This is a genomic window from Microcoleus sp. B13-B6, from assembly GCF_036705405.1.
Lineage (GTDB): Bacteria > Cyanobacteriota > Cyanobacteriia > Cyanobacteriales > Microcoleaceae > Microcoleus.
The window spans coordinates 1-13,867 of sequence record NZ_JAUBUJ010000145.1 but is presented as its reverse complement, the minus strand read 5'-3'; the positions used below and the strand labels follow the sequence as shown (position 1 = coordinate 13,867).

Sequence of the window (13,867 nt, the reverse complement as noted above, 5' to 3'; positions counted from 1 at the left end):
AAACAAAATGGTACACCGCATATTTGTCTATAAGTGTATCATTTTGTCTATTTATTCGCTACCTAGGGACTAGCTCCATGCTATCGGCTGTACCTGTCTGTACGTAACGACAGATGCGGGTTCGAGCCGCAGTAGCAAGGAGCGCGGATTTGGTCTGGGTGGAATGTGGCAGCGGGTCGAGCAGATTAGCGCTCACTTGGAGATTCAGAGCGAGCTGGGATCGGGAACAAAGGTTATTATTGGTCATATCTGTTGGGAACATCCGTTCGTAAAAACCTACCAAAATCGGGACAAAGCTATGAATAGCTTCCTGGCTTAACGAACGCGATCTAAATATAAAATTAGAGCGACGGAGTGAAAGGTGCAACTATTATGTCTTATAGCGAATTTTCCCTAGATGATATTAAGCATAAACTCGGCTTAACAATTAGAGAAGTATCTGAAGTCTTTACGGCTGTAGAACCGATCGCACCCAGTCAGCTTTTAAAGGAAACCTTAGCCGAAAATATTCCCTTAGCCTTGGGAATTGACACGGAAAAAGCGCGATCGGAGATGATAGTCGCTCCGGTATTGATTGAACTCCGCAGGCGGTGCGATCGTCAAATCAGCCTCTTTTCCGGTACGGAATTTAATATTGATCGAGTCAAAGGACTGAATGGCATTTGTGACTTTATGATTAGTCATTCACCAGAACAATTATCTTTAAATGCTCCCGTGTTTACACTTGTCGAAGCCAAGAATGACAATATCAAATCGGGAATTGCCCAGTGCATTGCAGAAATGTTGGCAGCCCAGATTTTTAATATTCAAAAAGATAACAGCATTTCCTGTGTTTATGGTGCAGTGACAACAGGCAGTATCTGGAGGTTCATGAAACTAGAAGATAGGACGGTTTATAGTAAACTACCCGCTACCAACCGCGTATAGCGGTATAGTGGGGGCTTTCAATAGCCCGCTATGCATCACCGCTCAAAGAACAGCAAAGCCCCGAACCTTCAGGCTGGTTTACAACAACCCCAAGAGCCGAAATATTTTTCGCCCCGTTATAATCTGCATCGCCAACATAGCCACAATGTCCACAAACAAACTGCTTACCTTGCCGATAAGATTCACCCCGAACCGGGTGGATATGGTTGCAGTTATGGCAAGTCTGCGACGTGTATCTAGGGTCGATCAACAAGATTTTTACGCCATATTTTATCGCTTTGTAAATCAAGAATTGCCGCAATTGGAAGAACGCCCAACTATTACTCAACCTCCGCTCTTTTTTGCTGCGAGGAAGGCTATTGGTTCGCTCTCTGATTCCGGTCAAATCTTCCAAAGCAATAGCTTGGCTACTCGACTTAGCCCTAGTTATCAGTCGATGGCTGATGGTGTGATTTACCAATTCCTGAAAGCGTTTTTCCTTGCCCGACAACCGTTTCAACAATGCTCGACATCTGCGTCGAGCACTGCGTGTGCCTTTCGTAGCTTTTTGTTGGATATCCGCTCTAAGTTTGGCGTAATGATTTCTAATTGCGGTAATTTCTTTGCCGCTAAATTTATCCCCTTCGGATGTAACAACAATGTCAGTTCGCCCCAAATCACACCCCAAAACTTTGTCGGTTTCGATTGGTTCTGGTGGTACAGATTCAAGCTGAATGTTCAGATAGTAAGTACCATCTTTACGTTTTACTAGCGTGGCTGTTTTGGGGACTTGCCCCTTCAACAATCCAAGCTGATAGTTGCCAATAGCAAGTGGAAATCGCTCTCTACCGTTGATAGTGGTCAAACTTACAGTCCAGTCTTTCTCTCTGAAAGAGAAGGTGCGGGGGTCGTAAGTGGCACTTGTTGGAGCAAAGTTTTTAACTGGCTTGCCATCTTTCTTGGCCGTTTTCCTGTTACCAGAAACCCGTCTAATCGCATGAATCGCCAACTGAGCAGACAAGCCGAATCTAGTTCTGACATCGTGATAAACCAAGGACTGTATCGCCAACTCGTTTGTCAGAGTTGGAGGAGCAGTTTGGTTCACGTATTCGCAAGCATTAGCAAACGCCAGGAGCGTCGAATCGATTTTCGTCGATTGCTCCGGCGTTACTTCGAGCTTGCAAGATACTGTCAGGACTTGTTTCATGACGCCACTATATCTCAACGCGTGAAACTATGACAATCAAATAATTTGTTCGTTTACTTATACACCGCCTCACTTGTTTAGCGCCTACGGGATTATCGATTTGGTTGGTGGTGCAATGGCTCTCTCACGCGCATTGCTCACGCCACCATACCGAAACGGTATGGTGGGGGAATCCTGCTGTTTTAGTTGAAAATATTCAACTAATTCTAGGTATGTTAATGCAAATTGTTCAGTTGACTCGCCCAACCCTTCCGTGCCTTTGAAGTTCCCTAGTACATTGTACGATCGCACCGTCCCAAGACTGCGATCGAAGTTAACTCGGCGGTTAGATCCCATACCTCAAATATCGATATATGACGTTCCGTGTTTCAGTCTAGCGATCGAACTTAAATTCTTTTCAACAATCTTCCCCGTACTAAACTTGACGAGATTCTGCTCGACCGACTAAATATTAAGTTGCTGTTTCAACGTGGAACCCAACAGTGGTTTACCGTGAGGCTCTCATATATCGATATCTGATGCCTACTCTCGATATATGATACTTAAATCATCTACTTAATTCAAAACCATGCAAATTCGACTAGCAGTCATCAGCAATGCTGGCGGCACTGGCAAAACCACACTTTCAGTTCACCTCGCCTACGAACTGGGGTTAAGGGGTTTGAAAGTAGCCATTATGGATCTCGACCCCCAAGGCTCCCTGACCCTTTTTTGCGGTCTAAATCCGCCAGAGCCAGAACACACACTGTCCGCCATAATGCGAGAAAGCTTCAATGGCTCTTGGCCTCTTACTCCTAGCTGGAGTCCCCACACCAATAATGTAACCGTTTGTCAAGGCGGAATGACGCTGACACAAACAGCAGACGAGTTAGTTCTGCACAAGCGTGGCGCTTATCTTCTAGGCGATTGCCTGAGCGACTATCCAATGGATCACGACCTAATTATCTTCGACTGCCCCGCTACCCTCGGCCCCTTGCCCTTGATGGCACTAACTGCTTGCACTCATATAATAGTGCCCGTACAGCTCGAACCAAAATCAATTCAAGGAGCAGCTCACCTGCTGGAGTGGTACTACCACCATTGCAAACAATTACGCCTCAAGCCGCAACCAGAAATCTTAGGGTTTGTACCCAACCAATACGATACGAAACGAGCCGTCCACCGACAACTTTTAGAGTCATTGCCAGCCCAGCTAGAGCAGATGAATATCCGCGTTTTTCCACCTATTCGGGACAGTGCAGAATTTGTCAATGCCAGCGGTCAAGGGTTGCCCTTACACATTTACCGCCCCCTTCACCCAGCTTTAGGCGACTTCAAAGAAATTGTTAAGCACCTGGCTACCTTAATGGGAAATGAAGTTGCTCCGGCTGTTGCCAAAAAAGGCAAAAAAAAGAAATAGTATTTGATTCATACTCACAACTTGCTTGCTTAGCGAAAACAAGTCCTTCGTTTCTGACTAAGAGCCATGAACTCACTTTCTCCAATCCCCAATCAAAAATCAAAAATCGCTATGGCCACCCGTAAAGCTCCCGACTTGGGAAATTATTTTTCATCCGCCAAGCAGTCAATGCACCTCTCTGAAGCTGAATCCGAGATTCAGGAACTCAAAGCAGAAATTGAAGAACTGCGAAAATCGGGTTCAACGGAATTGGAATCTCAATTGACTGCACTGCGAGAACAACTAGAATCCGCCAGCGGTATCCTCTCCATTTCACTCTTACAAATTCAGCCTAATCCTGAACAACCCAGACAGACTTTTTTGCCAGAAAGTATCGAGTCCATGTCCCGTTCCCTCGCTAGTGACGGACAACTGCAACCCATTATCTTGATTCAACGGGGGGATTTGGTGATATTCGATGGAGAGCGGCGCTGGCGCAGCGCTAAAAATCTGGGCTGGCAAACTTTGCAAGCTGTGATCGTTCCAGAACCCGCGGCTTTGCACCGCAAAGCACTGCTGACTTCCCTGCACCGGGAAGATCTCAATCCCCTCGATAAAGCAGAAGCTATTGTGCGGGAGTTGTCTGAAAATACGGGTTTGGAAGCTGCAACTATCCCCCGCATTCTCTCGACAGTGGTGCGACGCTTGAACGCGCAAAAACGGATGAACTTGGTTTCCGAGTTGGTGACGGTGGCACCTGACGAGCAGCAACAGGGTTTGGCCGCTGTGGGTTTGGATGAACAAGAGTTGGCCGTTTTGCGGACACTGTTGGATTTGCAGCTCAATCCCGCTTCTATCGATGCCAACATTTTCCCGATGCTGTCTTTGGCTGATGACCTTAAGACTGCTATCAGGCAATTAGGACTTAAAGGGGTTCATGCAATGGCTCTTTCTAAACTCTCTGCTAAAAATTTAGTCTTGCCAGAGGAAGAAGCGCAGCCGATTAGAGTTCAAGCAACCGATCGAGTTATTGCCGAGAAATTGTCGGTGACTCAAACTCGTAAATTGGTGCAAGAAATTATCAATTCTAATCTGGATGATTTCCCAGGGGCAGCCCGCCAATTCAAGCAGGTTAAGTTGGCAGCCGGGAATTTGAAAAAGCTCTCACCTCAAGTGTTGGAGCAAGCTGAGGTTGACCAACTTGTGGAGTTGCAGGAGGTTTTGCGCCAAAAGCTGGCGGAAATTGAGACGGTTTTAAAGCAAAATACTGAGAAATAACGGCAAAGTTTCGATCGGTCTGCTTGCTAAAATCGATCGAGTGGAAACACTCGCCGTTTTCATCGCTCCGTATGCCTCTAATCTTGGCAAACCAGGGTACGAGAAAACCGCTGAGATACCAGCGGGAAGGGGGTTGGTTGATGATTTCTGCGGCGTGGGCTTCGTCGTCGGGGATGGGGCCGATCAGGTCGAGTTGTAAAGCGTCGATTAGGTGTTGGCGGACTTGGGCGGGGGTTGTTGGGGTTGCATTGATATTCATTATATGCCTTTACCTTTAATTAGATTGTTTAATAATTAGTCCAAACTTTAATGCCTAAATGATTCCTTACTTGTATCAAAGGAATCTTTTTTTTTGAGTCATAGCTTGCACAGATGTATGAAGGTTTCCTAATTGAATCTTTGTTTTTTTGCCAATAAAACGCTGACCTGTAGTAATCACTGTATAAGGTTTGACTGTCAGCACTTGAGTGCTGGTGTTATACGAATTCGGCTTCATCAATTATTCATAAGTAGTGACAAGATTAACTGTTCGCAGGTATCCAGGGTCTTCCAACGACAGTTTTTCTCCTTCTTTTTTGATATTTTTATAAGCTTTTTCTAAGTTAGAAAATAAAATTAGAGCTATCCCCATAGATTGTGGATTTACTGTACCAGGAATCGATCGGCATTGTTTTATGCGGCAACAAGGACTTGATCGGGTGACAGAAAAGCTAAGATGATATCGTTTTGAGGAATGCCTTCCTCAATTAAATCTTGGGTAATGCCGCATTCCATACCGTCATATTCAATGTAGATTTTACCAGCTTCCAACGTGATATAAATGAGGTTTCCTCTGATTCGCCGCCCCCGATCCCAACCAACTTGCATCAAGGCGTAGCGATCGTGAGTTTCGTCAAACACGGGATCAAGTCGGATCTCTCCGTGAGAAGGCTTTAATTGGGCATATTTCCCGATTACCTGTTTGACAATTTCTCGGTATGTGGTTGGATTATCCGTTAAGTTATCCATTGTTGAACCTCTATTTTTTCTAAATCGATTACTACCAAATTTAAGGGTATTTCTGTAATGGCGAGTTCGCCAATAGGTTCGCTGAAAATGCCGTTATAGGCCAGAGTGGGAACGGCTAAATAAATTATCCGTTCTGGGTCAACTTGGCCTAGCAATAACCGATAGAGTATATATTGACCAAGAGCTTGTTCCAGATCGGCAATAGGTGACACTCCTCGAAATTCTTTAATTTCAATGGCGATGCGGGTATTTTCTCGCTTTGCGCCAATAAAACGCCCTTCTATTTTGTTGTTGACTTCGGACGCTGCCGCTGCCAAGTCTACAAAGAGAAATCGCTCTCCGTAAGAAATTACATAGGGGTCGTTAGTGATTTCCCAACCATCTTTTATCAGCGCTTCTTTAACGATATTATGGATTGTATCTCTTGCCGGCATTCTTTCCTCAAATTGTCTCGGTTCGCTTTTGCTGAGTTGATGTAATTATTCGTAAATTTTGTTTGGCGAATATGCCATTTTTTATTAACGACTTGACTAAGCAGGAGATAATGTGTTAGGGCAAGCGCCCCAAGCTGAACTAAACTCCTATTTGTGTGATAATTGCAATTTTATCACAGATGAGATTTGCATAGAGGGAGGCAAAAGCAATGGCAAGCAGATATAGTATCGTTCAATACGTCCCCAATCCCATCGCTGACGAACGGATTAATATTGGCGTTGTTGCTTTTGATGACAATGATGTGCGCGTACAATTTTTGAATCATTGGAGTCGAGTGCAGGCTTTTGGTCGCGAAGATATTCATTTTCTCAGAGACTTTGCAAAACGAATGAACTTCGCCGCTAGTGAGGGTTTGCTTTTTCCCGGAGATGAGCCAGATGGCACTCCTAAACATGAGCGATTAAAAAAAATTGCACAGGGTTGGATTAATAGTATTCAATTCACAGAACCTTGCGGATCTTTGGAGAATGTCGAGAGTTTATTAGAAGATATCGCGCAGACTTACTTGGTTAATGTATTTTCTGCAAAAACTAAGCGAAATCGCCAAGATGCTGCGAGAATTACAACTTCTATAATTAGAAAAACTCTGATATCCTATGATGATAAACCTGCTTTAAAAGAAATGCTAAAAAATAATTTTCCTGTAAAAGGAAGTCATAAAAAACACAAGTTTGATGCGGTTGTTGCTAACGGTCAACCTTACTTTGCCACCCACGGAATATCCTTTGAGGTTCACATTCCTGAAAGTCTCCAAGATTCTATTTCTTGGATGATTTCAGATGTCAAAGAATCTAATCCTAAATTGCCTATAGGAATTGTTGCACTTCCCCCAAAACAAGAGTGGCAGGATTATGAAAAACTAAACGAAGTGTATCAAACAACTATCTCAACTTACAGGAGTTTGGGGGCGGAAGTTTTGCAAGAAAATGAAGTACAACCTTGGGCATCTCAGACTAGACCTCTTGCAAAATAATTTTGTGCTATGGATGGAAAGTTTAGCCAATTTTATAATCTAGCAGGCTGGGCAAGTTTAAGGAGATGCCAATCAACCCAATAATTCAAAGTTTGACCTAAACTTGAGCAAACTTTTAAGGATAACACATATTTTTTTTGCAAGAGGTCTACTATTGATAAGTTAGTTGCAATGGTGTGAGTAGGGTGCGTCAGTCATCAATTCTTTGCTATTAGCGATAAATCTTCCTCTGACGCACCTTACAGATTACAGACTATCAGGAAAACCGGGGATACTAGGCGGCTTATCTGCAACTTTTTTGCGCGATTTAGATGATGTCTTTTTACCTCCTTTCGCCTTCCCCTCGGCCGCTTTCCCTCCCAGAATTTCCTCTTGATAGCGTTTCAGATTCAATTCAAGCAACCTCGCTAACACTTCAACGTGTATTTCTTCGGGCCATTTATAACGCCAAGGTTTTTTCTTCTGGCGTTTGCTAATTCCTTCGCTTTCTTCCTCTTCTTCTTCGTAGTCGAGGATGAATTCACAGTCGGTGGGGATGTCTGTCCAACCGTAGGCGTTTAATGTTTTATGATACGGCTCGATCGCATTCTTGATGCAGTTGGCGCAGTTTTATTATATCCGGGTGGCGTTCGTCCGGGTTGTGGAAGCGGTTGTAAGTGTCGGTGAGTCCCTGGTTGGGATCTCTACGGGGGAACATCGATGAATCAAAAACGCGACAATCAGCCTTATCAAATCAAAGGGGTTGAGGCTCTGTTAGGAACCAGCGACAGCGAAGATGTCGCATCCTCCCTTGTCTCAATACACAAAATTGTCCTGCCACCGCAGCAACCGCGCCGCTATTTCGAGCCGACAGCTATGCAAGAACTGGTGGAGTCAGTCAAGCAGCTAGGGATTCTGCAACCGCTCCTGGTACGCCCCATAGATGGCAACAAGTACGAATTGGTAGCGGGAGAACGGCGCTATCGAGCCGCTTCGTCGTTAGGCTTGACTGAGATTCCTGTTGTGATTCGGGAACTGACAGACGCAGAGGCCCTGCAAATTGCACTGCTGGAGAACTTGCAGCGGGAAGATTTGAATGCGATTGAGGAAACCGAGGAGATTTTGCAATTGCTGGCAATGAAATTGAACTCTACCTCTTCGTCAGTTATTGCTTTGCTCGGAGCGGCCGCTCACCCGGAACGCACGGGTGTGGATAACGTTATCCACAGCTCGGATTGGCAAATAGTAAGCGATATATTTGCACTCGTCGGGAAGTACACTCCAGAGAGTTTCCGAACCAATCGCCTCCCTTTGCTGAACCTGCCAGATGATGTGATTGGAGCGCTGCGGAAAGGACGGATTGAGTATACCAAAGCCAGAGCGATCGCCCGAGTTAAGGATCTCGACGATCGCTCGCAATTACTAGAGGAGGCGATCGATCTCGACCTCTCTCTGACTCAAATCAAACAGCGCATTGCCGATTTAAAAGCGAAAAATACGGGGGAGGCGACTGCACCGGATCGATCGCTTAAAAGTCGCGTAGATGCAGCTTTGCAGCGAGTGAAAAAGTCCAAGGTTTGGGATGATCCCAAAAAGCAAAAGAAACTAGAGAAACTGTTAGCTGAACTGGAAGCATTGGTGGGTGAGGGATTGGAAAATTGAAGCTGATTTTAAAGTAAAGCTACATGAACTACCTACACTGTGCCTTGCGGGTACGGCGTTTTATGGCAGCGTTGATGATAAAAAGCCTCTCAAAACAATTGATGTATTTGACTGCGCTGCACGTCGATTTCCGAATGCAGCGCATATATGGCTTGAGCGACTTGAAAGTATCTCAAAGGCGAGTATAGTGGATATTTTTCATCTAATTCCTAACACTCGTATCTCACCGATTGCAGCCGAGTTTGCCCAAAAAATTCTTGAATTCAATCAACACAGACTGCTTAACTTGAGGAAAACGCTACCGTGAAAACACACTCAACGCTTTTTTTGGCTTGGCAAGATCCAAACAGCCGTTCCTGGTTTCCCATTGGCAGGCTAACATTTGACGGAACCAACTACCAATTTACCTACACGCAAGGCGTTTTAGAAGCTCAACAGAAGTGCGGTTTTGAACCCTTGCCCTCGTTTCCGCGCTTAGGTGAAGTATATACATCAACCTACTTATTTCCCGTATTTGCTAATCGGTTGATGCCGAAAAATCGCCCCGATTACCCAAGTTTTATTCACTGGCTAAATCTTCCTCAAGATGAAAGCGATCCAATTGCCATGCTAGCCCGCAGCGGTGGGCGGCGAGAAACAGATACTCTAACTGTTTTTCTCATTCCTGAACCAGATTCAGAAGGGCGGTATCGCCTTCACTTTTTCTTGCAGGGACTGCGGTATTTGCCACCCTGTACAATTGAGCGAATTAACCGCTTAGAGACAGGAGAAAATTTGTGGTTAGCTCACGAATTTCAAAATCATTATGATTCTAAAGCATTGACTTTAAATACAGAAGACCACCATATTGTCGGGTATTGTCCGCGATATTTGAATAGTGAGATTTTTGAAGTTCTATTGAGGAATCCCAGTTTAGTAGAGGTGCGCGTAGAGCAAGTCAATCTACCGCCGACACCACTCCAGTTTCGCCTGCTGTGTAATATAACTGCTCAATGCTATAATGACTTTCGCCCCTTTTCAAGTTATGAATATCAGCCCCTCAGCAGCTCTTGGGTTTAATAACTGCATCTAAATAACTAGACAATACTGTATATAACTCGACAAAACATAGCGAAAAGGTCAACAAGATAGCTTCACATTAGAAGGAACAATCAAGATTGACCATCGAAAGATTCAACTACCCAAAATAGGACTACTGAAAACCTATGAAGATCTACCAACCGGATTAACTCCCAAGACAGCAATAATTAGTCGAACTGCCCAGCGCTGGTTTGTATCATTAACTTGCTCTTGCTGTGGACATATTCAAGAAATGCCGCTCAAAGAACGTGTGTTTAACTGCTCGGGGTGCAGCATCAGCATCGATCGCGATCTGAATGCCGCACTGAATCTCGAACATCAAGCTTTTATACTAGCTTAAAAGTATACCGGGTGCAGCTTGCGCCTGGAAGCCTGCAAAGAGTGTTAACCGCTCCCATGCCCTCGTTGACGCAGGAAGTAGACTTCAATCTAGCTTGTCTAGATTTGTGTAGGTTCTATCGAGCGGTTTAAAGTGTACTCTAGTGGGGACTTACGGCGTAATAATTAAAAATCTGGCTTTGGGAAAAAATCTGTGCAACCTAAAAATAGCGGCAAAAAGCTAGTCTCATTGGTATCGTTTCTAGTCTCGCTGTTCATCCCTTCTTTTATGAGTGCAGTTGGATTATTTCTCAGCCTCTGGGTCATCGTACCAGCGCCCACACTGTCCCTGTTTCCTTTGGCAGTGGGAGCGCCAGAAATTAGCCCTTGGCTTGTGGGTATTAATGTGATCGCCATGCAGCTAACCATCTTCAGACGACAACAAGGCTGGCTCTACAACACATCCCTAGTCTGTAGCCTGCTTGCCCTGATCCTCAGCCTAATCCCCCTGGTACAGTTCCCAGCAGCCCATGCACGGATCGCGGCCGAAGTCCAAGCAGTTTTAGGGACAAACTATTTAGCAGCGGTTCCTCAAGTTGAACAGGCCGGGCGACGACAACAACCGTTTATCCTAGCAGATGCCTTCCGGGGAATTCCCCTGCGGGAAGTTCGCACGAATGAAGGCGTTGTATTTGCCAACCCGGATGGAGTGAAACTGCAACTAAACGTTTACCGGCCGATGCAAATTGGTAGATATCCGGCGATCGTCATCCTCTACGGAGGAGCTTGGCAAAGAGGCACTCCAAATAGCAATGAGGAATTTAGCCGCTACATGGCTGCGAGGGGCTATTGTGTAGTAGCAATTGATTACCGCCACGCTCCCCAGTATCGGTTTCCAGCTCAGTTGGAGGACGTAGAAGCCGCTCTGTCGTATATCAAAACCCATGCCGATGAGTGGGAAATTGATATTGACAGAATTGCTCTGATGGGAAGGTCAGCCGGTGCCCATTTAGCATCACTTTATGCTTATCGTTCAACTACAGTTCCAGTTCGGGCAGTAGTGAATTACTACGGGCCTAATAACCTGCTTCGGGGATATTACGATCCACCTTTTCCCGACCCCCTAAACGTCCGAGCCATTCTGCGTGACTTTCTGGGAGGAACCCCCGACCAATTAGGAGAGCTTTACCGTCAAGCTTCTCCCATCAATTATGTTAAACCCAACCTTCCCCCTTCTCTACTGGTTTATGCAGGTCGCGACCATATAGTTGAGGCCAAGTTTGGACGCTCTCTCTACGAACAATTACGAGCCACTGGCAATCGTGCGGTAATGCTCGAAATTCCTTGGGCTGAACACGCTTTTGATGCGGTTTTTAATGGTGTAAGCAATCAACTGGCTTTGTATTACACAGAACGCTTTTTGGCTTGGGCACTGAAGTCTTCTGAGTATACCACATCCGGGTCAGCTACCCCCTTTATGATGGGGAGAAAGAAACTCACTTTCTGCGATCGCAGGAGAATCTGCGCGATCGTTATTTTTCCCTCAACAGGATTGTCAGCTTCCGGCTATCAAGGCAACAAGCCTTGACTTCCGGCTCATAAAATATGCAAAAAAGTCATAATTTCAGTTGGGAGAGTGAAAATAACGATCGCAATTATGAAGTTACCCGCCTCGAAAAATTATTAGTTATACTGTGGTGACAATTTCTGACGACGACCACAAATGATAAAACGACCTCAAAAAAGAGCTTTTGGGGGCGCTCGACTGCTTGCTTGCGAGCGATCGCCCTCAAGATCTCAAAGCGGTTCTATTAACTGATAAATATCTAAACTAGCAAAAATACACGCGAGAGTTGCGAACATCAGGAAAGATTCTATACACAAACTCACGACTCACCTTGCCAAAAACCACTACCTACTTATTATGTTAAACGCTGACACTCAAGAAACCTTCAAAATAACAGTCATTCGTTTGATAGAAGAATATATTTTACAAAGAATTACACAACTCGACCCAAACGCCGTCACAACTGAAACTGGACAGGTCACATCTCCTCGCAAATGTCAAGCTTTTTTTGCGTTTCTTCGCAAGTCGGACGGTCTAAGTTTTTTAGAACGGTCTTTAAAAATCCCTGATGAATTTTGGCAAGCGAAATATCAATGGCTGCAACAAGCTCGCGAACTTGCTAATAATGAGGAGGAATTGCAGAACTTATTAAATCATGAAATTCAACCCGATCTATGTCTAGATCAACACATCAACCCCAATTCGTCCCTAGTTATAAATAAAACTACTCCGCCATCAAATAAATTGTATTGCAGTCAAAGTGAAACAGATTTCAGTAACAACGACTTCAACACTGTTTTTGTTAATAAAGATTATATTACTAACTTATGCGCCATCAAGACAGCTACTGAGTTATTGCAGAAGATAGACTTCCTTAACATTAACTTGTCAACCATAGAAAGTATATTCGGAGTCTCGTCAAAACCAGACATATTCGCAGAATCCCAACTGGCAGAAATTACAGGCCTGCCCACACCAGTCCCCTTCAGAGCTAGTGTAGAATCTAACTACCGCCTCGATAAATGGAAAAAAGATTCCAATAACCAGGGTGTTTTTGAAACAAGTTGTCAGACTAACCCCAAAAATCGGGTGGAAGTTTTCCTGGTCGGGGAAAATAATGATATCTTGGCATTAGAAGCAGCCCTCCAAGTCATCGATTTGATGGGAATTGAAGCGGCAAAAATCCAGTTAGTTTTTGCCGCTCACGTTTTTAACCAGTCCAACCTTTTTCAGTCCTATTTCACTCTGAAGGGAACCGATATCATTCAGCAAATAGGCTGGGACAAGAAACATCGGTCAACGGTTGCTGACAAGCTATCTCAAATTGCCAGTATTGCCTTTCATCTGGGAAAAATGTTGATGCAGTGTACCTGGGTTGAAGGCAAGCCAAAAGGCAATAAAGTTGACGCTAGCGTTAGCATTTCTCCCCTTTGGGTGATTGAGGTCGATTTTAGAGGACAGATGAATATATTCACTGGAAAAGTTGACGACCCTGTAGAAGTTTATATCGCCGTCCGACCCGGACCTTGGGCTGAGAAATGGCTCAATAAGATGGGAGCCAAAGCAGGGATAGCCCTCCATCAATTTGGTTGGCTAGCCGCAGAAATTTTGAAAATCAACCCCTACCATGATGAACTGGCACTCTCCGCTGGCCATTCACCTAACAATGGCTAGCCGCATCAAGATGCGGGATAAAAACCAGTACGAACACAAAGTGGGGAGCTTGTTAGAAGCTGTGGAGCTAGAAGCCCGAATAAATGCCGCTCGCCAATTGAAGCGGGAAGCCTACGACTTGAAGCAACGATGGGATAACGCTCTGAAGCTATTGACGAGTATTGGCTGGCGGGTCATTTTTGATGATAGCACCTACCCAGACTGGTTGAGACCTGTAAGTCTTGCTGAGAAACCCTCTGGCTGGAAAAAAGAGAAAATCATTGATCGACTGTGGAGAGCAAAACTGACGATTATGCCACCAGAGCCTATTCCTGCCCTGTTAGCAACCAAAGCGAAGCTATC

General features: G+C 44.9%; 16 protein-coding genes and 1 pseudogene. 11 read left to right on the top strand and 6 right to left on the bottom strand.

Features of this window, described 5'->3' with window-relative positions:
* Positions 1-372: 372 nt before the first annotated feature.
* Positions 373-927, top strand: a complete 555-nt coding sequence (locus tag QUB35_RS35975; RefSeq protein ID WP_333147405.1) for a hypothetical protein — start codon at positions 373-375, stop codon at positions 925-927.
* A 28-nt stretch (positions 928-955) separates the two neighbouring features.
* Here the strand turns inward: QUB35_RS35975 and QUB35_RS35970 are convergent, their stop codons facing one another.
* Together QUB35_RS35970 and QUB35_RS35965 are read right to left on the bottom strand one after the other, a co-directional pair.
* Positions 956-2,113: a transposase gene (locus QUB35_RS35970; protein ID WP_333147403.1), complete on the bottom strand. Its 1,158-nt coding sequence runs from the start codon at positions 2,111-2,113 to the stop codon at positions 956-958.
* An 84-nt stretch (positions 2,114-2,197) separates the two neighbouring features.
* Positions 2,198-2,449 (bottom strand): hypothetical protein, encoded by a 252-nt coding sequence (locus QUB35_RS35965; RefSeq protein WP_333147401.1) that lies wholly within the window; start codon positions 2,447-2,449, stop codon positions 2,198-2,200.
* Positions 2,450-2,681: 232 nt separating this feature from the next.
* Here QUB35_RS35965 and QUB35_RS35960 point away from each other — a divergent pair, with 232 nt between their 5' ends.
* Both QUB35_RS35960 and QUB35_RS35955 read left to right on the top strand, forming a co-directional pair.
* On the top strand, positions 2,682-3,512 hold the full coding sequence (locus QUB35_RS35960) for a ParA family protein (RefSeq protein WP_172186670.1): 831 nt from the start codon (positions 2,682-2,684) through the stop codon (positions 3,510-3,512).
* A gap of 111 nt (positions 3,513-3,623) precedes the next feature.
* A complete protein-coding gene (locus QUB35_RS35955) occupies positions 3,624-4,769 on the top strand; it encodes a ParB/RepB/Spo0J family partition protein (protein WP_333147397.1) in 1,146 nt (381 codons plus the stop codon).
* 499 nt (positions 4,770-5,268) lie between these two features.
* On the opposite strand, the gene QUB35_RS35950 is transcribed toward QUB35_RS35955, so the two are convergent.
* Genes QUB35_RS35950 through QUB35_RS35940 form a run of 3 tightly spaced genes read right to left on the bottom strand, consistent with a single transcriptional unit; the run spans position 5,269 to position 6,211 of the window.
* Positions 5,269-5,400: a hypothetical protein gene (locus tag QUB35_RS35950; protein WP_333147395.1), complete on the bottom strand. Its 132-nt coding sequence runs from the start codon at positions 5,398-5,400 to the stop codon at positions 5,269-5,271.
* Positions 5,401-5,441: 41 nt separating this feature from the next.
* Positions 5,442-5,777: a XisI protein gene (locus QUB35_RS35945; RefSeq protein WP_333147393.1), complete on the bottom strand. Its 336-nt coding sequence runs from the start codon at positions 5,775-5,777 to the stop codon at positions 5,442-5,444.
* Positions 5,765-6,211, bottom strand: coding sequence for a XisH family protein (locus QUB35_RS35940; RefSeq protein ID WP_015179644.1), 447 nt, complete (start codon positions 6,209-6,211; stop codon positions 5,765-5,767). Before QUB35_RS35940 ends, QUB35_RS35945 begins: the two co-directional genes overlap by 13 nt.
* Before the next feature lie 209 nt (positions 6,212-6,420).
* Between QUB35_RS35940 and QUB35_RS35935 the strand changes: the two genes are divergently transcribed.
* Positions 6,421-7,245 (top strand): DUF3037 domain-containing protein, encoded by an 825-nt coding sequence (locus tag QUB35_RS35935; protein WP_333147390.1) that lies wholly within the window; start codon positions 6,421-6,423, stop codon positions 7,243-7,245.
* Between the two features lie 565 nt (positions 7,246-7,810).
* On the opposite strand, the gene QUB35_RS35930 is transcribed toward QUB35_RS35935, so the two are convergent.
* Positions 7,811-7,942 carry a hypothetical protein gene (locus QUB35_RS35930; protein ID WP_333147388.1) on the bottom strand — a complete coding sequence of 44 codons (132 nt, stop codon included), beginning with the start codon at positions 7,940-7,942 and terminating at the stop codon, positions 7,811-7,813.
* Between the two features lie 2 nt (positions 7,943-7,944).
* Between QUB35_RS35930 and QUB35_RS35925 the strand changes: the two genes are divergently transcribed.
* From QUB35_RS35925 to QUB35_RS35895, 7 genes and pseudogenes are all read left to right on the top strand, one after another.
* Positions 7,945-8,886, top strand: a complete 942-nt coding sequence (locus QUB35_RS35925) for a ParB/RepB/Spo0J family partition protein (protein WP_333147386.1) — start codon at positions 7,945-7,947, stop codon at positions 8,884-8,886.
* Entirely contained in the window at positions 8,867-9,193 is a 327-nt protein-coding gene (locus QUB35_RS35920) for a hypothetical protein (RefSeq protein ID WP_333147384.1), read from the top strand. The genes QUB35_RS35925 and QUB35_RS35920 overlap by 20 nt, the downstream gene beginning before the upstream one ends.
* Positions 9,190-9,945 (top strand): HIRAN domain-containing protein, encoded by a 756-nt coding sequence (locus QUB35_RS35915; RefSeq protein WP_333147381.1) that lies wholly within the window; start codon positions 9,190-9,192, stop codon positions 9,943-9,945. The genes QUB35_RS35920 and QUB35_RS35915 overlap by 4 nt, the downstream gene beginning before the upstream one ends.
* 91 nt (positions 9,946-10,036) lie before the next feature.
* Positions 10,037-10,306, top strand: a complete 270-nt coding sequence (locus tag QUB35_RS35910; RefSeq protein WP_333147407.1) for a zinc ribbon domain-containing protein — start codon at positions 10,037-10,039, stop codon at positions 10,304-10,306.
* A gap of 192 nt (positions 10,307-10,498) precedes the next feature.
* Positions 10,499-11,872: an alpha/beta hydrolase gene (locus tag QUB35_RS35905; protein WP_333147379.1), complete on the top strand. Its 1,374-nt coding sequence runs from the start codon at positions 10,499-10,501 to the stop codon at positions 11,870-11,872.
* Positions 11,873-12,208: 336 nt separating this feature from the next.
* Positions 12,209-13,525: a hypothetical protein gene (locus QUB35_RS35900; protein WP_333147377.1), complete on the top strand. Its 1,317-nt coding sequence runs from the start codon at positions 12,209-12,211 to the stop codon at positions 13,523-13,525.
* Positions 13,479-13,867 (top strand): annotated as a pseudogene (locus QUB35_RS35895) (hypothetical protein); the annotation flags it as partial. The gene QUB35_RS35900 and the pseudogene QUB35_RS35895, both read left to right, overlap by 47 nt.